Source organism: Arthrobacter sp. UYEF3, assembly GCF_040546245.1.
Taxonomy (GTDB): domain Bacteria; phylum Actinomycetota; class Actinomycetes; order Actinomycetales; family Micrococcaceae; genus Arthrobacter.
Window position 1 is genome coordinate 118,963 of sequence record NZ_JBEPNK010000002.1, and the last position, 18,211, is coordinate 137,173.

An 18,211-nucleotide genomic window follows, 5' to 3' on the forward strand; every position below is an offset into this window, starting at 1 on the left:
AACTGGATCTAGATCCGGTTCCCGTCCTCTGCGATTGCTGTCTTCGTTAGTTCTTCGGGGTGGAGTTCGGCCAGTAACCGACAGCGGCTACGGAACCCTGTCCCGAGGTGCCCCCGCTAGCGGAAATAGCGGATGCAGCTGACAGACCTGCTGCGGCCAAAGCGCCGGCGACGAGGAGTGTTGCGAGGGTTTTCTTCATGTGGTACTCCTGTTATGTAAGTGGCAGATGTGACTCATGTTGTACAGACCTGAGTATAGGGGCATCAAGATGCCGCTAGCTATAGAACGGTCCCAATTAGATGAATCCCGATCAATACCGAGGCGTCACTGGGTTTGGCGTGGTCAGGCTTGCGCGCCGAGTGCAGATTTACCGGCGTTAGACCGGATAATAGATATATGCACTCCGTTTCTCCGCTGTATGCAGCTGCTGAGCTGAAGGCTCATGAGTTTCGAAGTAACCATGCCTTTGCTGAGGCAGCCAGCAGCGCACAACGAGCGGCAGAGATTGCCCTCCGCGACGGCGACTCCGCGTCGTGGTGGAACATGACTTTCCTGCAGGCGCAAAATCTTCTTGACGTAGACCGTTTTGATGACTGCGCAAATTTGGCGATTGGTCTGTTGACGGATGCGTTCGGCCAGTGTGACGTACACGACCTGGCCCGGGCGCACGTATTGCTGGCCCGGGCGCGCCAAGGATCCGGTTTGCTGGACTCCGCAGCGGCCGAGGCCCGGTCGGCCGTGGATCTAACGAACAGCGAGACTGATGTCGATGTCAACGTTAAGGCCAGGCAGGCCCTAATCGCCGTCCTCGCGGACGCCGGAAAGTTGGACGAGGCATGGTCCGAGAGTAAGAGCCTCGCCGCTGTCATCTCTGACGAAGTGGATGTACAACTCGCGGGCAAGGCATTCTGGGTAATCGGCAACGTCGCATTTCTTTGCGACAACGTAGAGGAGGGCTTACGCTTCCACGAGCTTGCAGCCTCAACTTTCTCTCCGGCCCGAGACTTGGATATCTGGGCCAAATTCAACAAAGCGTCGGCTGCCATGCGTCTTGCGGCAAACGTTGCCGATCCCGACACGCTACGGTGCATCGAGCGAGCTGAGTTGGCCACGGATGTCATCGGCGGCAGCGCCAACGATTTGCTGCTGTTGCGACGCAATCGCGCTCATTGGACTTTCCTGGCAGGCGACGCGCAGTCCGCCGTCGTCATTCTTGAGGACATCTGCGAAACCGGGACAACCACACCGCAAAATATGGGAGATGCTTGCTTTCTCCTTGGGAGAGCGTATCTCGCAACTGACAATAAGGTTGCAGCGAGGCGTGCACTCGCGAATTCCGCTGCCCACTTTGAAAGTGCCGGTGCGCCAGACCGTGCCCAGCAGGCCCGCGACTTCCTTAAGTCCGAACTGGGCAGGGAATCGTACTGGTCCCGGCTGCGTCGCACAGTAAGTTTCGACCGTAACTAATCCTGCGGCCCGGTTCTCTCAAGACTAAGTCCGAGGAACATGCTCAGCGGTCCGGGAAACCGCTCTTCAATCTCCGCATGATGCACGAGCGCCTGTGGAGCATGCCCTCCGCTCGGGCTGGAAGTTGGACATCTAGGCCAAATGCTCACTGGCTGACCCCACGGATGGGCATGTCCAGTGGGTGCCATTGCGCTAGCGCAATCTGCCTAGGGAGCATGCCCTCCGCCGGGGTGGATCGTTGGACATCTAGGCCAAATGCTCTCTGGCTGGCCCCACGGATGGGCATGTCCAGTGGGTGCCATTGCGCTAGCGCGATCTGCCCGGGGAGCATGCCCTCCGCCGGGGTGGACCGTTGGACATCTAGGCCAAATGCTCTCCGGCTGGCCCCACGGATGGGCATGTCCAGTGGAGCGAGACGCCGACGCAGGCCGCAGCCCCCGGCCCGTGAAACGCCCCGCCGTTACGCCGGGATTGCGCCTGAAGTCCCGCCCCGCGCCGAGGAAGCCTTCCGACCCAGGAATACCGCCGCGCCGCCGACCACTAGGCTCAGGACCAACAGGACCCAGCCCGCCACCGTGAGCCCGGACGCCAGGGCTATCTGGCCGCCGTCGAGCGTGGCCGCGGACATCATGGCGTCGATGACCGAGTTTGCCCACAACCGCACGCCCGCGAACAGCAGCGGGACCGCCCACAGGGCCCAGCGGAGCGACTTCCGGGCAACATTGGTGCCGATCAGCAGCAGCCAGGTGAAGCCGAAAATCAGCGGGAAGAGCATACCGGCGGTTTTATGCACGTAGTTCAATTGCCCGCGGGCGTCACCGTCCATGGCCGAGCGCAACCGTTCCACAAAGCCCTGGTCGAAGCCGCCGACCAGCGAATCCGGCATCGGCAGCCCGCCGCTGAGCTGCGTGAGCTGGTTCAGGGTCAACAAGTGGAGGTACCAGAACAGGAACAGGCTCGCCACGACACCCGCAACCAGGATCAGGTTGCTGTTGCTCTGCGCCTTTTGTGGGGTACGGGTGGTGCTGGGGTTGATCACCGCGGGCAGGTGGTGCTGGGGAACGGCGGCGTTCGCGCCGTGCTTCTTGATCCGCTGCGCGGGTGTCTTGGCCATGGCTCCATTATTGCCCCTCACCTCAGACAGCGGGTGCCCCGCGCGGGCAGGGGGCACCTGAACGGAGCCGCTGACATACCTGATGTGGCACGCCTGTTCAGCCGCTCAGGTGGCCCGATAGGCTGAACGGGTGAGCGAACTGAGCAACAACGAACGTAGCAGCACCGAACCTGGCAAGCACCGCCTCGGCCGGCATAGCACCGCGGAACTAAGCCCGGACCTGGATGACTACCAGCTCGCCGAGGCACTGGTGCGGGAGGCCGGCAACCTGGCGTTGCTGATGCGGCAGGCCGGACTGGAGGGACAACAGAAAACGTCTGTCTCCGATGTCGTGACCGCAGCAGACCACGCCGCCGAGGCTTACGTGCTCGAACAGCTCCAGCGGTGCCGGCCCGATGACGGCATCCTCGGCGAAGAGGGCGCCTCCGAACAGGGCAACAGCGGCCGGACCTGGGTCATCGACCCGGTGGACGGCACCTACAACTTCCTGCACGGCTCCACCTACTGGTGCTCCGCGATCGCGCTCAAGGACTCGTCCGGGGCGCTTCTCGGTGCCATCTTCCAGCCCGAAGAGGACAAGCTCTGGCTCGGCGGCACCACGCGGGCGGCCACCCTCAACGGGGAGCCGCTGACCAGTTTCCGGTCCAACGACTCCGGTGGCCGGGTCCGCGCAGAGACGCCGCTAGCGGAACAGGGTGCCGCGACCTACATCCATCCCACCTGGCTCGCCGACCCCATGTGCGCCATGCCCTGGCATGCCGCGGCGACCTCGGCGGCGTCTCTGCGGATGTTCGGCTCGGGCTCGTGCGACCTTGGCCGGGTGGCCGACGGCGAACTGGACTGCTGGTTCCAGCACAGCTCCCCGGAGTGGGACTGGCTGCCGGGCCAGGCGATAGTGCTCGCCGCCGGCGGGGCGGCCGACGTCGTCCGCGTCAACGGACTCGAGTGGTTTGTGGCAGGAGGAACGACGGCGGTCCGGCAGCTCCGCGCCGCGCTCGAGTCAGGTTCCGTGGGGTAGCTCGGACGCGGGAGCGAACGCCGGGGGACATGCCTATTTTCCGCAGGCCTCCACAGCCGCCGCAGCGCCAGGGGACATGCTCATCCTTCAGGCCCAGGCGTGGGCACAATGGCGCTATGTCCGTCCGCGGGCCCGGGCGCCGGGCATGTCCGGCGCGGAGGCGGGGCTGTGATGCACGGGGAGTGCCAGTCGGCTGCGCGGAGCGACTGGCACGAGAGGGCATGCTCATTCTTGAGGCCGAGGCATGGGCACAATGGCCCTATGTCCATTCGCGGGCCCGGGCGCCGGGCATGTCCGGCGCGGCTGCGTGGCCGCGATGCGCCGGAGCCAGGGCGCCACGGGGACGTGCTCATCTCCTGCTGAGCGCAGGGGACATGCTCATCTCCCGCATGGCGTCAGGGGGACATGCTCATTCTTCGGACCGAGGCGTGGGCACAATGGCGCTATGTCCATCCGCGGGCCCAGGCGCCGGGCATGTCCGGCGGTGCTGCGGCCGCGGATCGTGCTGTCAGTGGCACCGCCTAGACTTGTTAACACCATGGATATGTTGTTTGACCCCTACGCCGACGGACCCTTCCGAGCTGCCGCGAAGCCGGCTGTGCCCGCCAAAGCTTCTGGAATCCCGGGGTCCGGCACCGGTATGCCGGACCTGAGGTCCGCACCCGGCGTCGCGTCCCCCGAAGCGCCGCAAAGCGGAAACCAAAGCGGAAACCACAGCGGAAACCACAGCGGCCAACACGGCGGCAGCGGCGCGGGTCACGGCGATGAGTGGGACCGCCCCCGGCTCCCGAACGCGGACGAACTCGTGCAGGGACTCAATCCGCAGCAGGAAGAAGCAGTCACGCATGTGGGCAGTGCCCTGCTGATCGTGGCCGGCGCCGGATCGGGCAAGACCCGGGTGCTCAGCCACCGCATCGCCTACCTGATCGCTACCCGGCGGGCACACCACGGCGAGATCCTGGCCATCACCTTCACCAACAAGGCCGCCGCCGAAATGCGCGAGCGCGTTGAAGCCCTGGTTGGCGGCCGGGCCAAGACCATGTGGGTCTCCACGTTCCACTCCTCCTGCGTCCGGATCCTGCGCCGCGAAGCCAAAAACGTGGGCCTGAACTCCAACTTCTCCATCTACGACTCGGCCGATTCGCTCCGCCTGATCACCCTCGTGGCCAAGAACCTGGACCTGGATCCCAAGCGATTCGCGCCCAAGGCCATCCAGCACAAGATCTCGGCGCTCAAAAACGAGCTGATCGATGCGGACGGCTATGCCTTCAGTGCCAATCACAACGAGCCCTTCGAACGGGCCGTCGCCGAGGTCTTCAAGGGCTATGCTCAGCGGCTGCGCCAGGCCAACGCGATGGACTTCGATGACCTGATTGCCGAAACCGTCTACATGTTCCGGGCCTTCCCGGCGGTCGCCGACTCGTACCGGCGCCGCTTCCGGCACGTGCTCGTGGATGAGTACCAAGACACCAACCACGCCCAGTACGCCCTGGTGCGGGAGATCGTCGGAGCGGGGCCCGGCGCGGCCGAGCTGACCGTCGTCGGCGACTCGGACCAGTCCATCTATGCCTTCCGCGGGGCGGACATCCGCAACATCGTGGAGTTCGAGGAGGACTACCCGGACGCCAAGACCATCAAGCTCGAGCAGAACTACCGTTCCACCCAGACGATCCTCAGCGCAGCGAACTCGGTCATCTCCCGCAACCCCAACCGGCCGGAGAAACGGCTCTGGACGGCCGAGGGTGACGGCGAAAAAATCGTCGGCTACGTCGGCGAAAACGAGCATGACGAAGCCCAGTTCATTGCCAAGGAAATCGACCGGCTTCAGGACGAAGGGGACCTCCGCCCGGGCGACGTCGCCATCTTCTACCGCACCAACGCCCAGTCCCGGTCTATCGAGGACGTCCTGGTTCGCGTCGGGCTGCCCTACAAGGTTGTCGGCGGCACCCGCTTCTACGAGCGCAAGGAAATCAAGGACGCCCTCGCCTACCTGCGTGTGCTGGTCAACCCCGACGACGACGTCAACCTGCGCCGCATCCTCAACGAACCCAAGCGCGGCATCGGCGACCGGGCCGAGGGAGCTGTCGCCGCTCTGGCGGAGCGCGAGCGGACCTCGTTCATGGCCGCCGCCCGCCGTGCCGAGGAAGCGCCCGGCATGGCGACCCGCTCCGTCAACGCTGTCCTCGGCTTCGTGAAGCTCCTCGATGACCTTGCCGAGGTGGCAACCGGCTCCGGCGCGTCCGCGGCCCTGGAAGCGGTCCTGGAGCAGACCGGCTACCTCGCCACCCTGCGCTCCAGCACCGACCCGCAGGACGAATCCAGGGTGGAGAACCTGGCCGAACTCGTCGCCGTCGTGCGCGAATACGAACGGGACAACCCCGAGGGTTCGCTCGGCGCCTTCCTGGAAGGCGTCTCCTTAGTGGCCGACGCCGACCAGATCCCCGACGCGCCAGCGGGGAGCGCCGACGAGCTGGCCGCCGCCGTCGCCGAAGCCAAACGGCTCGGCGTCGTCACCCTGATGACCCTGCACACCGCGAAAGGCCTGGAGTTCCCGGTGGTCTTCCTGACCGGGATGGAGCACGGGCTGTTCCCGCACCAGCGCTCGGCCACCGATCCCAAGGAGCTCGCTGAGGAACGCCGGCTCGCCTATGTGGGCCTGACCCGCGCCCGGAAACGGCTGTACCTGACCCGCTCCGAGGTCCGCAGCATGTGGGGCCAGAGCCAGTACAACCCGGCGAGCCAGTTCATCGAGGAGATCCCGGCCGAGCTGGTCGAGTGGAAGCGCGAAGGGACCAGCCGGCACGCCGGCGGCTGGGGGAGCGGCGGAGCGATCGGTTCCAGCCGCTACGGCGGATCCTTCTGGGGCGCCGGCACGGCCCGCGGCACCGGAGCGGACGCCTCGGCCGGCTTCAACACCGACGTCCCGGCAGCCATCATCAAGAGCCGGGTCCAGCCGCAGAAGGAGATCGTCGCCGTCAGCGTCGGGGACCAGGTCAACCACACCAGCTTCGGTAACGGCACCGTCCTCGCCGTCGAAGGCGCGGGGGATAAGACAGTCGCGAAGGTGAAGTTCGACGTCGGCGAGAAGCGGCTCCTGCTGCGATACGCCCCCCTGACGAAAATCGACGCCTGACCCCGCCAAACCGGCCCCTCCGAGACCGTCCGAAGCCCGAAAAACCCCGTAATCTAGCGGTTTTTCTACGCTCAATAGAATAGTGTCCTTCCTCACTTAAGCGGTACTCTGGGTCGGGCTGGTCCGTTCAAAGGACTAGAGTTCCAAAAGGAGCATTGCGCCGTGTGGCTCGTTTCCAAGCCTGTCGCAGGGTGCGTTTATTCCGCAGCCCGGTAACCGCGAAAACGTGGGGTCCGGCTGTACAGAAACTACTTCGACGTAGAAGGACACTAACCCGTGGACCTGTTTGAATATCAGGCGCGCGATATGTTCGAGGCGCACGGTGTACCCGTGCTTGCTGGCATCGTGGCGTACACCCCTGAAGAAGCAAAGGCAGCTGCCGAGAAAATCGGCGGCGTTACTGTCGTAAAGGCGCAGGTCAAGGCCGGAGGCCGCGGCAAGGCCGGCGGCGTCAAGGTCGCCAAGACCGCCGACGAAGCGCTTGAACACTCCACCAACATCCTTGGCATGGACATCAAGGGCCACACCGTTCACAAGGTGATGATTGCCCAGGGTGCGGATATCGCCGAGGAATACTACTTCTCCGTCCTGCTGGACCGGGCCAACCGCAACTACCTGGCCATGTGCTCGGTTGAGGGCGGCATGGAAATCGAGCAGCTCGCCGTCGAGCGTCCCGATGCTCTGGCCAAGATCGCGATCGACCCGGCCGTCGGCATCGACCAGGCCAAGGCCGACGAAATCGTTGCCGCTGCAGGCTTCGCCGAGGAACTGCGCGGCAAGGTCGCCGGCGTTATCCTGAAGCTCTGGGATGTCTTCACGAAGGAAGACGCCACCCTCGTAGAGGTCAACCCGCTGGTCCTCACCGGCGCCGGTGACGTCGTTGCCCTGGACGGCAAGGTCTCCCTCGACGAAAACGCCGGATTCCGCCACGCCAAGCACGCCGCCCTGGAAGACAAGGACGCCGCTGACCCGCTCGAGGCCAAGGCCAAGGCGCAGGACCTCAACTACGTCAAGCTCGACGGCTCCGTCGGCATCATCGGTAACGGTGCCGGCCTGGTCATGTCCACGCTCGACGTCGTCGCCTACGCCGGCGAAAACCACGGCAACGTCAAGCCCGCCAACTTCCTGGACATCGGCGGTGGAGCGTCCGCCGAGGTCATGGCGGCAGGCCTCGACGTCATCCTGGGCGACGAGCAGGTCAAGTCCGTCTTCGTCAACGTCTTCGGCGGCATCACCGCCTGCGACGCCGTCGCCAAGGGCATCGTCGGCGCACTTGCCGAACTGGGCCACTCCGCGAACAAGCCGCTGGTCGTCCGCCTCGACGGCAACAACGTCGAGGAAGGCCGCCGCATCCTGGCCGAGGCCAACCACCCGCTGGTTACCCTGGCCGCCACCATGGACGAGGGCGCCGACAAGGCTGCCGAGCTCGCCAACGCAGCGAAGTAAAAGGACCCGACTATGTCTATTTATCTGAACAAGGACTCCAAGGTCATCGTCCAGGGCATCACCGGCGGCGAAGGCACCAAGCACACCGCACTCATGCTCAAGGCCGGCACCAACATGGTGGGCGGCGTCAACGCCCGTAAGGCCGGTACCACGGTCGTCCACGGCGAGACGGAAATCACCGTCTTTGGCACCGTCAAGGAAGCCATGGCCGAGACCGGCGCCGACGTCTCCATCGTTTTCGTGCCGCCGGCCTTCACCAAAGACGCCGTCGTCGAAGCCATCGAGGCCGGCATCGGCCTGGTCGTCGTTATCACTGAGGGCGTGCCGGTCCAGGACTCCGCCGAGTTCTGGGCGCTGGCCCAGTCCAAGGTCGACGCCGCCGGCAAGCAGGTCACCCGCATCATCGGACCGAACTGCCCCGGCATCATCACCCCGGGCGAGGCCCTGGTCGGCATCACCCCGGCAAACATCACGGGCAAGGGCCCCATCGGCCTGGTTTCCAAGTCGGGCACCCTGACCTACCAGATGATGTACGAACTGCGTGACCTGGGCTTCTCCACCGCCATCGGCATCGGCGGCGACCCGGTCATCGGCACCACCCACATCGATGCGCTCGAAGCGTTCGAGGCCGACCCGGAGACGAAGGCGATCGTAATGATCGGCGAAATCGGCGGCGATGCCGAGGAGCGTGCCGCCGACTACATCAAGGCCCACGTCACCAAGCCGGTGGTCGGCTACGTCGCCGGCTTCACCGCCCCGGAAGGCAAGACCATGGGCCACGCCGGAGCCATTGTTTCCGGTTCCGCCGGCACCGCGCAGGCCAAGAAGGAAGCCCTCGAGGCTGCCGGTGTCAAGGTCGGCAAGACGCCGTCCGAGACCGCCACGCTGCTGCGCGAAGTCTACGCCGCACTCTAAGCTCCACAGCTGCACTAAACGACGGCGGCAGGCCACCACCCATGGGGGAGGTGGCCTGCCGCCGTCGTAAGCATTGTTCCCTAAACCTTCGTCCCGGCCAGCAGTTCCTCGAGTCGTTCGTACCCTTCGGTAGCGCCGCCTTCCATCCCGGACTGTGCCATGCCGTCACGGGCCGCCATGCTGGGATAGACGGCATGCGCCGTCAGCCGGGTGCGGCCGCCGCCGAGGTCATGGAAGGTGAGGAACTCGATGCTCACCACATCCGGGTAGCCACCGTACTCGAAGGTCTGGACCGCGAAGTCGTTTTCCCGCACCGCGTGGAAGACTCCGTTGAACTGGTGGGCGACGCCGTCCGGCCCGGTGTGCGTGTAGCGGTAGCTTCCGCCGGTGCGGAAGTCGTAGTGGTCGACGTCCATGGTGACCCGCCGAGGGCCCAGCCACTGGGCGACGAGGTCGGGTTCCTGGTGGGCGCGAAAGACGTCGGCCACGGGAAAGTCGAACTCACGCTCAAAGTCGATGAAGGGCAAGCCTTCCGGGGCAGAGATTTTTAGGGCGTTGCTCATGATGAGTCCTTTGCCTGGGTGCCGCGAACAGCGGCCTGGGATGTGAGCACGGCGTCGAGGCTACGGAACTGCCCCTCGCGGACCAGCCTGAACTGGTCGATCCAGGCGGTGAGCGCCTCCAGCCGTGCGGGGTTCAGGTGGACGGGCCGGCGCTGGGCGTCGCGCGTGCGCGTGACGAGCCCCGCCTGCTCGAGGACCTGGATGTGCTTCGAAACCGCCTGCTTGGTGATCGCGAAGGGTTCAGCCAATTCGTTGACCGTGGCAGGGCCCCGGCTGAGCCGGGCGATGATGCGGCGGCGGACGGGATCGGCCAGCGCCAGGAATGCGGTGTCGAGTTCGTCGTCGTCGTTGGCCACAGCGTCAGGCTCCAAAGTCCGGCCGGTCCCTTTGTCAACAAAGTGGTTGATCAACTTGGTGGTTGTTTAACCGTACGCCCGACAACGGGCAGCTGGCAAGGGTCAGCGTGCGCGGCCCGATGCCCGCCCGGTGCCCCCCCCTGTGAGTGGCTGGGGCCGCCGCTCAGACGCCCGCGTGCAGCCGGGGGAGCGCGTCCACCAAGGGTGCGAGCTCCGGAACGTCCTGCGCCTGGGCCAGTGCGCGCTCCAGTGCCTGGTCGTGGACCGGCCGGGCGTGTACCAGCAGGGCGATCCCGCCCGGCGTGAGCTCGGTGTAGATGCCGCGGCGGTCGTCGGCACACAGGATGCGGGTCAGCAGGCAACGCTGCTCGAGCCGGTTGACCAGGCGCGTGGTGGCGCTGGGGCTCAGGGCGGTGGCGCGGGCCAGCTGCTGCATCCGCATGTGCCAGCCGTCCTGCCGGCTCAGTGCGTCCAGCACCGTGTACTCCACCACCGAGAGCTGTGCTTCGGCCTGCAGTGAGCGCTCCAGGTCCGCTTCGATCAGCCCGTGCAGCGCCGCCAGGGTCCGCCAGCCTTGAGCCCGGACTTCGACGGCGTCGTCCTTGATGCCCATCTGTAGAGTTCCTTCCAGCTCGGGCCGCCGTTCCCCGGATAGCAGCAGGCGGTCGGCCCACAAAGTAATTGTTTGCACGGCATAGCTGCGTGTGCAAAAAAGAAACAAAGCGTCTGCAACTACTAGCCTACGCTTTCAAAATCTCTCCGTACAGTTTTGAGCTGCAGCGGCTCTGGCGGGTGGCTGGACGGTGCCGGCAGACCTCCACGAAGGCTCGGAACGGGGCCAGACGCGCCTCGGCGGGGAGTTCGCGGGCCTCCGGGTGCCACTGCACCGAGGCCACCCAGCGAACCGGGTCTTCCAACGCCTCCACGGTACCGTCGTGCGCCGTCGCGGTCACGATGAGTCCGTCGGCAACTCGGGCCACGGCCTGGTGATGGCCGGACGCGATTTTGACCGTCACCGCGGCGGCAGCGCCGGACACCGCGGCCCCGTACAGCCCTGCCACCTTCGACCCCGCCGCGATGCCCACCTCGTGCCACGCCCAGGGCCCGCCATCCTGGACGGACGCGGGCACGCGGTGCGCCACGGCGCCGGGAACCATGTCCTGGAACAGGGCGCCGCCGCCGGGCAACACGACGCCGTCGAGCAGCTCCAGCTGCTCGGCGGCCGTGAGCAGCACAGGGTCGGCACCACCCTCGCGCAGCAGGTCGACGATGTAACCGAAGAGCGCATTGGCCTTGCCCACCCGCGGATCGGCGCCCGCGGAACTGCTGAGCCGGACCGGGATGCCGATGCGGGGGCGGCCGCCGGAGGGCCGTGAGAGAGTCTGCATGACTCATTCTGCATGACGGCTCCGGCTTCAGGACGCAGGGCTAGGATTGCCGGATGAACAACAGGTATCTCGTGTCCCGCAGCCGCTTCATCCCGGCCACCCCGGAAACCATCTTCGAGGTGCTCGCCACGCCGGCCCTGCACAACGTGATCGACGGCTCCGACACGGTCAAGGCCGCGCAGCCACGCGGCCCCGAACGGCTCGGTCCGGGCGCCAGGTTCGGCATGGAGATGAAGATCGGCGTGGACTACAAGATCCTCAACAGTGTCTGCGAGTTCGAGGAAGGCCGCCGGATCGCCTGGCGCCATTTCTACGGCCATGTGTGGCGTTACCTGCTGGAGCCCTCCACTGACGCCGGCGGCCGGCCGGGCACCCTGGTCACCGAGCAGTGGGACGCGCGGCAGGTCCGCGGCAAGGTCTTCCTGCGCCTGGCCGGCTACCTGCGCCGGCATCCTGCCAATCTGGAGCAGACTTTGGCCAAGCTCGACTCCTACCTCGGGAGCACGGGCCGTCGCGTCGAATGAGCGCTGCCCGCAGCCTGCGCTCGAGTCCGCGCACCCTGGAAGTCGAGAGCCTCGACAGCTTCGACCGGCTGGTCGCCGGCGGGGCGCGGTCCATGCACGGCTGGCACCTCCAGTCGCTGGATCTCCGTGGCCGCCGCCGGCCGCTGGAGTCCTTTGATGTAACGGGTGCGATTTTCCTCGGCTGCAGCTTTGACGACGGCGTGGAGGATTCGCTGCGCGGCCGCGGCGCACTCATCTTTCCCAAAATGGGTGCCGTCCCGTTCAACCCCTACCGCGGCCGGCTCTACACGCCGCAGGAGCTCTACGCCGGCATTGCCAACACCCGGTACGAGGACACCCTGGATGCCAAGATCTACCAGTGGAGCATCCGCCCCGGCCAGCGGCGCCGGCTGGACGCCACGCTCGCGGCAGCCCTGCACGACCACTCGATCGGTGACGCGCTCGAAGAACTGACCCGCTCCGAGCTATGCCGTGGCCGCACCATGGTGGGCGTGATGGGCGGGCACGCCGCGAGCCGCGGCACGGAGGCCTACACCGAGGCGGCCCTGCTGGGCCGGCTGTTGGCGCGGAATGGCCGGACGGTCGCCACCGGCGGCGGCCCCGGAACCATGGAGGCCGCCAATGTGGGCGCCTACCTCAGTGTGACGGATGAGGTTGACTTCCAGCGGGCCCTGAGTGACCTCGCCGCCGTACCCGGTTTTCGGCCTTCAGTGTCGGCGTGGGCGCGGGCCGCGGCGGCCGTCGTCGAACGCCATCCGGACGGCACTCCGTCGCTGGGCATTCCCACCTGGTTCTACGGCCACGAGCCGCCCAATTACTTCGCCACGCACATCGCCAAGTACTTCGCCAACGCCATCCGCGAGGCGATCCTGGTCGAGCTGTGCGACGGCGGGATAATATTCCTGCCGGGCTCCGGCGGCACGGTGCAGGAGATTTTCCAGGACGCCTGCGAAAACTACTACGGAGCCCCGGAGACCATCACGCCCATGGTGCTGGTGGGCAAGGAACACTGGCTGCGCAGGTTCCCGGCCTGGCCGCTGCTGCAGAGCCTTGCGGCCGGCCGGCGGATGGAGGAGCGGATCTTCCTGGTGGACAGCGTCGAGGAAGCCCTCACTGTCCTGGATCGCTAGGGGTTCTAGATCGTTAGGGTTCTAGGGGTTTTAGAGGTCCGTGCGGCACGGGGCAGTGCCCAGTTCGTACAGACCGTTCAGGTCGCCGGCGGCCAGCCCGTCCGGCGCTCCGATCTCCGGATACATCAGCTGCGTCGGGTCGTCGACGTGTTCCAGGCCCATCACGTGACCCAGCTCGTGCAGGATCACGGCCGTCGCGTAGGCGGAGCTGTCCCCGCGGTCCAGGCTCCCGGCGATCTGCGGCGCGTCGAGTTCCAGGCTCCCGGTGACGAAACTCTTGGGTCCGTCGCCGAAGCTGAAGTGGGTGCTGCCGCCGGTCCCGATCACGGGGCCCTTGAGCTGCGGGGCCTGTTCCGGCGTCACCCAGGCGATGAGCAGGGGAGCCCAGCGATCGCCGTAGGCTTCCTTCTGGTACGGTGCGCGGGACTGTGACGGGAGCTCAGTGGTGGGGCCGTCGTTGATGAACTTGATCCCGGTCGCCTCGGACACGGTCTTGATCGCGTCTTCGACCAGTTGCCCGCCGCCCCGGGGCGCCAGCGCGGAATTGACCACGTAGTGCAGGGGCCGGCACGGCGAATAGCCCACGGGGCCGCCGTCGGCGTTGGTTGCCAGGAACTTGTAGGAGCTGCTCGCGGACGTAGGCTTCCGCGGCCGGCCGATAGGCCGGTCCTGCTCTTCGAACCCCGGGGTCGGAACGGCCAAATGTGCCGGTTCGGCGGAGGCGCCGGCCTGTCGGTCCGCCGGACTGCCCGTCGGCTGGTCCGCCGCCCCGACGGGCGGCCTGGCGTCGGGTCCGCCGTCGAACTCGAACAGTCCGACAAAACGGGGATCGCCGTAAACCAGCCCGGCAGTCAGGAACGCGGCCCCGGCAATCAGGACTATGGCCGCAGAGTTCCGGAGGACCCGGAAGGAGCCGCGGCCACGGTTGCGGCGCCCGTTGCGGTCCCTGAGGCCGGGATCGTGCACTAGGCGACCACCGCGCCGAATGCCAGGCCGAGCACGTACGTGACAGCGGCCGCACCCATCCCGATGGCCAATTGGCGGAGCCCGCGGCTGGCGGGGGAGGTGCCGGAGAGCAGGCCCACGACGCCGCCGGTCAGCAGCAGCGCGATCCCCACCAGCGCGGCGGAAACCACCAGCGCGGCGATCCCGGTCACCCCGAACAGGAAGGGAACGATCGGCACGATCGCACCGGAGGCGAAGAAGCAGAAGCTCGACGCAGCGGCGCTCCACGCTGTGCCGACGGCCTCGTGCTGGTCCTTGGTCTCGGGAAGCTCCGGACGCAGGGACAGGCTCGGGTCGCAGTCGCAGTCCAGCAGCCCCATCCGTTCCGCGACACGGTGTTCGGCCGCCTCGCGCGACATGCCGCGGGCCAAGTAGACGAGCAAGAGTTCATTGTGCTCGATGTCCAGCAACGGCGCGGCCGCGAGCGTGATCTGGGTGGGGCGGGTAGCGGCCAGCAACTCCCGCTGCGACCTTACGGAAATGAACTCGCCGGCCCCCATCGACAGCGCGCCGGCCAACAGGCCTGCCACGCCGCTGAAAAGGACCACTGAGCTGCCGACGCCGGAGGCAGCCATGCCCATGACAAGGGAGAGATTGCTGACCAGGCCGTCGTTTGCGCCGAAGACTGCGGCGCGGAAACTCCCGGCCAGCCGGTTGCGGCCCCGGGTCGCGAGCCCGCGGACCACTTCCTCGTGGATCTGCTCGTCGGCGACCATCGCCGGGGTGGCGGAGGGGTCGCTGGCGTACGGCGAGCGGCTCTCCGCGCGCTGTGCCAGGGCCAGGACAAAAACGGAGCCGAAATGCCGGGCCAGGAAGCCGAGGAGCTGGCTGCGGAGCGAGGCGGGCCGCGGCCGGCCGGCTCGTTCACCGAGCAGCTGAAGCCAGTGTGCCTCGTGGCGTCCCTCGGCTTCGGCCAGTGCCAGCAGGATGTCCCGTTCCTCACCGTCGCGGTTCTGCGCAAGGTCGCGGTAGACGCGGGCCTCGGCCCGTTCGTCGGCGAGGTATTGCCGCCACCGATTAATGTCTGCGGCGCTCGCGGGCGACCCTGCGGCGTGGCTCGCACCGGGTGCCTGGTGAGGATTGGTGGGGTCGAACGGGGCGTGCTGCGACACGAAATCTCCTGGGCTTGAGCGGGCATGGTTCGGCCCCATTGCGACTCCAGCGTACCCCGCAATTCCGCGGGTTTCCGGCTGGCAATCCTCACTGGAAAGTTTAGGCGGCCCTTAAAGGCGCGGCGGGGAAGGCCGCCGTCGGCCGGCCGGGACGGCCCTTGACCGCCTCCCGCGCGCGGTGTTCGAATGAAGGCCAGGGCGGGTTCTCCGGCAGGCCCGCCCGGCCGTTTCCAGGCGCGGGCATTGGGTCCGGGAGGCTGGCAAGGAACTGCCGCAACCCGAGCGCACGGAGGTTGCACCATGGACAACACCGAATCACAGGCCGGCCAGCCGGGCAGGGACTCCGTAGAGTCGGATCCCGCCTATGACTTCGCTGACGATGCCCCGGTCGGGGACGCCGAAAGCGTGGACCAGGAGGTGCTGGAAGAGGCCGGCCGGCTCGTTCCGCTTGAGGCGGAGGATTTGCTCGGCGACGAGCAATCGATCGTGCCCCGCGACGCGGATGAGTTCCGCGAACCGGAAGAAGGAGAATAGGTGGCGCCCGTGCAGGTGGCCGGACACCACGACGGCGGCGCCCCCCCCCCCCGAATGAGAGGCGCCGCCGTCGTGCGGTTAAGACGACTCGTTTCCCTTCAAGCGCCCGGCTGCCTGTCTCCGGTTAGGATTGGCTCCAATGCTGGGGCCGCACGGCCGGCCGTGAAAGGTTCCCTTATGAAGGCTCTTCCCGTTGAACCGAGCAACGTTCCGGTTGCCATCGGGTCCCGGATCCGTGCCGCCCGGCAGTCGCAGCGGCTCACCATCGAACAGGTCGCGGACGCCACCGGCCTGACCAAGGGTTTCCTGAGCCGGGTTGAGCGGGATCTCACCTCGCCCTCCGTGAGCTCGCTGGTGACGCTGTGCCAGGTCCTCTCCATCTCAATCGGCGAGCTGTTTGCCGCGCCGGAAACTCACCACACCAAGAACGGTGAGGGTCCGCGGATTTCGCTCGGCGGAGAAGGGATCGTCGAGCGGCTGCTGACGGCGCGTTCCGAGCGCCGCGTCCAGATCATCCAGGCCGTGATCGAACCCCGCGGCCGCGGCGAATCCGAGCTGTACGCCGTCGACTGCGACGTCGACGTCCTGCACGTGATCAACGGCAGCATCCGGCTGATCCTCACCAATGAGGAATTTGAGTTGGAAGCCGGCGATACGGTGACGTTTCCCGGCCGTGAGCCGCACACCTGGATCAACCCTACCGACAGCCCTGTTGAGGTGCTCTGGGTGCTGGTCCCCGCCGCAAGCCGGTAGCTCCCGGCTTCGAAGAGCCCTCGGTCACATGCCGTTTACATGGTGGAAACAACGAATTTACGTTCGCGCCTCCCGCGTAACCTCGGCGAAAAAATGGAAATGCCTTGCTGAAACATCCCCTCGGTAGCGTCGTCTGCGGGAGGCGTGTAACTCGCTGCAGGCATACGCCGTCCACAAGGTCTCGCCGTTCCGGCGCCTTTGGAGCGCCGGCATTCGAGGAAGGCTCCGGCAATGAACTTCTCTGTGCTTGCACTATCAATGGATGTAGATCCCCAGGCGCTCGATCCTGGTGCGACGGCGTGGATGCTGGCAGCATCCGCCCTCGTCCTTTTGATGACCCCCGGTCTCGCCTTTTTCTACGGCGGACTGGTGCGGATGAAATCGGTCCTGAACATCATGATGATGAGCTTCGGCGCCATGGGGGTCGTTGCCGTGGTCTGGGCCTTGTGGGGCTACGGCCTGGCGTTCGGCCCCGACTCGCTCAGCGGCCTCATCGGTGACCCGTTCGCCAACTTCGGCTTGAGCGGGCTGACCAGCAGCATCGGCAGCAAGGCTGCCGGGCTGCCGGACATGGTGTTCATCGGCTTCCAGGCGACGTTTGCCATCATCACCGTCGCACTCATCAGCGGCGCCGTCGCCGAGCGCGTCCGGTTCGGGCCGTGGCTGCTCTTTGCCGCCTTGTGGGTGACGCTCGTCTACGCGCCGATCGCCCACTGGGTCTGGGGCGGCGGAATTTTCGGCCCCACCGGGATCATCGGCAGCAAAATCTCCGCCCTCGACTTCGCCGGCGGAACCGTCGTGCACATGAACGCCGGCATGGCAGGCCTGATGCTCGCGGTGCTCCTGGGCAAACGGCTCGGCTTCATGAAAGATCCGAACATCCGCCCGCACAACATGCCGTTCGTGATGCTCGGGGCGGGGCTGCTGTGGTTCGGCTGGTTCGGATTCAACGCAGGGTCGGAGCTCGCGGCGGACGCCACGGCCGGCCTGGCCTGGACCAACACGCTGCTGGCAACGAGCGCCGCGCTGCTCGGCTGGCTGTTCGTCGAGCGGCTCCGGGACGGGCACGCCACCTCCCTGGGCGCGGCCTCGGGTGCCGTGGCGGGACTGGTGGCGGTCACTCCGGCATGCGGGTTCGTGGACCCCGTCGGCGCCATTCTGATCGGTGTCGTGGCGGGAGTGGTCTGCGCCTTGGCGGTCGGGCTGAAGTTCAAGATCGGACTGGATGACTCCCTCGACGTCGTCGCCGTGCACTTCGTGGGCGGACTGTGGGGGACGCTGTCCCTGGGATTCTTCGCGCTTCCTTCCGCCAGGACCGAAGGCGGCCTGTTCCACGGCGGCGGCTTGTCCCAGTTCTGGCCGCAGCTGCTGACCGCGCTGATCGTCACCGTCTGGAGCGCCCTGATGACTACCTTGATCGGCTTCGGGATCCACAAGACCATGGGCATGAGGGTGTCCGAGGCCGACGAGCACTCCGGCATCGACGTGACCGAGCATGCGGAAACCGCCTACGAGCTTTTGATGGTGGGCGGCAGCTTCCACCCGGGGGATCCGCACGCCGCGTTTGCCTCGGGGGAGGCCGACGTAACCAGGATGGAAAGCCCGGTAGCCAACGAACCGGTAGCAGGCCGGGCCTTGAGCTGAGGTTCGGGGCGGGCGCCCAAGGGCGGCGTCCGCCACCGACGAAAAGGTAAACATTTGATGCGCAATACAAAACTTCGAGTGTATGATGGCAGTCACACCCGCCTGACGA

18 protein-coding genes are annotated in these 18,211 nt (G+C 66.5%); 10 read left to right on the forward strand and 8 right to left on the reverse strand.

The features are described 5' to 3' along the window. Positions 1-46: 46 nt before the first annotated feature. The gene (locus tag ABIB14_RS02015) at positions 47-199 is read right to left on the reverse strand and encodes a hypothetical protein (protein WP_354233678.1); all 153 of its coding nucleotides are present in this window, start codon (positions 197-199) and stop codon (positions 47-49) included. 197 nt (positions 200-396) lie between these two features. Between ABIB14_RS02015 and ABIB14_RS02020 the strand changes: the two genes are divergently transcribed. Continuing rightward, positions 397-1,467, forward strand: a complete 1,071-nt coding sequence (locus ABIB14_RS02020) for a hypothetical protein (RefSeq protein WP_354233679.1) — start codon at positions 397-399, stop codon at positions 1,465-1,467. Positions 1,468-1,927: 460 nt separating this feature from the next. Here the strand turns inward: ABIB14_RS02020 and ABIB14_RS02025 are convergent, their stop codons facing one another. Continuing rightward, positions 1,928-2,581 carry a hypothetical protein gene (locus tag ABIB14_RS02025; protein WP_354233681.1) on the reverse strand — a complete coding sequence of 218 codons (654 nt, stop codon included), beginning with the start codon at positions 2,579-2,581 and terminating at the stop codon, positions 1,928-1,930. Between the two features lie 220 nt (positions 2,582-2,801). Between ABIB14_RS02025 and ABIB14_RS02030 the strand changes: the two genes are divergently transcribed. The 4 genes from ABIB14_RS02030 (at position 2,802) to sucD (ending at position 9,093) form a co-directional block, all read left to right on the forward strand. Further along, the gene (locus ABIB14_RS02030) at positions 2,802-3,599 is read left to right on the forward strand and encodes an inositol monophosphatase family protein (protein WP_354233846.1); all 798 of its coding nucleotides are present in this window, start codon (positions 2,802-2,804) and stop codon (positions 3,597-3,599) included. Positions 3,600-4,137: 538 nt separating this feature from the next. Next, complete coding sequence (pcrA, locus tag ABIB14_RS02035) at positions 4,138-6,732, forward strand: DNA helicase PcrA (protein WP_502909579.1); 2,595 nt, start codon at positions 4,138-4,140, stop codon at positions 6,730-6,732. 276 nt (positions 6,733-7,008) lie between these two features. After that, positions 7,009-8,178, forward strand: coding sequence for an ADP-forming succinate--CoA ligase subunit beta (sucC, locus tag ABIB14_RS02040; RefSeq protein ID WP_354233683.1), 1,170 nt, complete (start codon positions 7,009-7,011; stop codon positions 8,176-8,178). 12 nt (positions 8,179-8,190) lie between these two features. Then, on the forward strand, positions 8,191-9,093 hold the full coding sequence (gene sucD, locus ABIB14_RS02045) for a succinate--CoA ligase subunit alpha (protein WP_354233685.1): 903 nt from the start codon (positions 8,191-8,193) through the stop codon (positions 9,091-9,093). A gap of 80 nt (positions 9,094-9,173) precedes the next feature. Here the strand turns inward: sucD and ABIB14_RS02050 are convergent, their stop codons facing one another. The 4 genes from ABIB14_RS02050 to ABIB14_RS02065 all read right to left on the reverse strand — a co-directional run bounded on the left by ABIB14_RS02050 (position 9,174) and on the right by ABIB14_RS02065 (position 11,400). After that, positions 9,174-9,656 (reverse strand): SRPBCC family protein, encoded by a 483-nt coding sequence (locus ABIB14_RS02050; RefSeq protein WP_354233687.1) that lies wholly within the window; start codon positions 9,654-9,656, stop codon positions 9,174-9,176. After that, positions 9,653-10,012 (reverse strand): ArsR/SmtB family transcription factor, encoded by a 360-nt coding sequence (locus tag ABIB14_RS02055; protein WP_354233848.1) that lies wholly within the window; start codon positions 10,010-10,012, stop codon positions 9,653-9,655. The genes ABIB14_RS02050 and ABIB14_RS02055 overlap by 4 nt, the downstream gene beginning before the upstream one ends. A gap of 163 nt (positions 10,013-10,175) precedes the next feature. Beyond that, entirely contained in the window at positions 10,176-10,625 is a 450-nt protein-coding gene (locus ABIB14_RS02060) for a MarR family winged helix-turn-helix transcriptional regulator (protein WP_354233688.1), read from the reverse strand. 127 nt (positions 10,626-10,752) lie between these two features. Further along, positions 10,753-11,400, reverse strand: a complete 648-nt coding sequence (locus tag ABIB14_RS02065; RefSeq protein WP_354233690.1) for a gamma-glutamyl-gamma-aminobutyrate hydrolase family protein — start codon at positions 11,398-11,400, stop codon at positions 10,753-10,755. Positions 11,401-11,453: 53 nt separating this feature from the next. Between ABIB14_RS02065 and ABIB14_RS02070 the strand changes: the two genes are divergently transcribed. Next, positions 11,454-11,924: an SRPBCC family protein gene (locus ABIB14_RS02070; RefSeq protein ID WP_354233692.1), complete on the forward strand. Its 471-nt coding sequence runs from the start codon at positions 11,454-11,456 to the stop codon at positions 11,922-11,924. Next, positions 11,921-13,054: an LOG family protein gene (locus ABIB14_RS02075; RefSeq protein WP_354233694.1), complete on the forward strand. Its 1,134-nt coding sequence runs from the start codon at positions 11,921-11,923 to the stop codon at positions 13,052-13,054. Before ABIB14_RS02070 ends, ABIB14_RS02075 begins: the two co-directional genes overlap by 4 nt. A 30-nt stretch (positions 13,055-13,084) precedes the next feature. On the opposite strand, the gene ABIB14_RS02080 is transcribed toward ABIB14_RS02075, so the two are convergent. Then, complete coding sequence (locus ABIB14_RS02080) at positions 13,085-14,020, reverse strand: matrixin family metalloprotease (RefSeq protein WP_354233696.1); 936 nt, start codon at positions 14,018-14,020, stop codon at positions 13,085-13,087. After that, entirely contained in the window at positions 14,020-15,171 is a 1,152-nt protein-coding gene (locus ABIB14_RS02085; RefSeq protein ID WP_354233698.1) for a VIT1/CCC1 transporter family protein, read from the reverse strand. Before ABIB14_RS02085 ends, ABIB14_RS02080 begins: the two co-directional genes overlap by 1 nt. 300 nt (positions 15,172-15,471) lie before the next feature. Here ABIB14_RS02085 and ABIB14_RS02090 point away from each other — a divergent pair, with 300 nt between their 5' ends. From ABIB14_RS02090 to ABIB14_RS02100, 3 genes are all read left to right on the forward strand, one after another. Next, entirely contained in the window at positions 15,472-15,705 is a 234-nt protein-coding gene (locus ABIB14_RS02090) for a hypothetical protein (RefSeq protein WP_354233700.1), read from the forward strand. 177 nt (positions 15,706-15,882) lie between these two features. Next, positions 15,883-16,458, forward strand: coding sequence for a helix-turn-helix domain-containing protein (locus tag ABIB14_RS02095; RefSeq protein ID WP_354233701.1), 576 nt, complete (start codon positions 15,883-15,885; stop codon positions 16,456-16,458). Between the two features lie 231 nt (positions 16,459-16,689). Next, positions 16,690-18,102 (forward strand): ammonium transporter, encoded by a 1,413-nt coding sequence (locus ABIB14_RS02100; protein ID WP_354233703.1) that lies wholly within the window; start codon positions 16,690-16,692, stop codon positions 18,100-18,102. Positions 18,103-18,211: the final 109 nt, after the last annotated feature.

Excerpts from the sequence above, each read along its gene's own strand:
- ABIB14_RS02060 (WP_354233688.1), bottom strand. The coding sequence starts at position 10,625 with ATGGGCATCAAGGACGACGCCGTCGAAGTCCGGGCTCAAGGCTGGCGG.
- ABIB14_RS02090 (WP_354233700.1), top strand. The coding sequence starts at position 15,472 with ATGGACAACACCGAATCACAGGCCGGCCAGCCGGGCAGGGACTCCGTA.
- ABIB14_RS02070 (WP_354233692.1), top strand. The coding sequence starts at position 11,454 with ATGAACAACAGGTATCTCGTGTCCCGCAGCCGCTTCATCCCGGCCACC.
- sucD (WP_354233685.1), top strand. The coding sequence starts at position 8,191 with ATGTCTATTTATCTGAACAAGGACTCCAAGGTCATCGTCCAGGGCATC.
- ABIB14_RS02050 (WP_354233687.1), bottom strand. The coding sequence starts at position 9,656 with ATGAGCAACGCCCTAAAAATCTCTGCCCCGGAAGGCTTGCCCTTCATC.
- ABIB14_RS02065 (WP_354233690.1), bottom strand. The coding sequence starts at position 11,400 with ATGCAGACTCTCTCACGGCCCTCCGGCGGCCGCCCCCGCATCGGCATC.
- ABIB14_RS02020 (WP_354233679.1), top strand. The coding sequence starts at position 397 with ATGCACTCCGTTTCTCCGCTGTATGCAGCTGCTGAGCTGAAGGCTCAT.
- ABIB14_RS02025 (WP_354233681.1), bottom strand. The coding sequence starts at position 2,581 with ATGGCCAAGACACCCGCGCAGCGGATCAAGAAGCACGGCGCGAACGCC.
- ABIB14_RS02015 (WP_354233678.1), bottom strand. The coding sequence starts at position 199 with ATGAAGAAAACCCTCGCAACACTCCTCGTCGCCGGCGCTTTGGCCGCA.
- pcrA (WP_502909579.1), top strand. The coding sequence starts at position 4,138 with ATGGATATGTTGTTTGACCCCTACGCCGACGGACCCTTCCGAGCTGCC.
- ABIB14_RS02100 (WP_354233703.1), top strand. The coding sequence starts at position 16,690 with ATGAACTTCTCTGTGCTTGCACTATCAATGGATGTAGATCCCCAGGCG.
- ABIB14_RS02075 (WP_354233694.1), top strand. The coding sequence starts at position 11,921 with ATGAGCGCTGCCCGCAGCCTGCGCTCGAGTCCGCGCACCCTGGAAGTC.
- ABIB14_RS02095 (WP_354233701.1), top strand. The coding sequence starts at position 15,883 with ATGAAGGCTCTTCCCGTTGAACCGAGCAACGTTCCGGTTGCCATCGGG.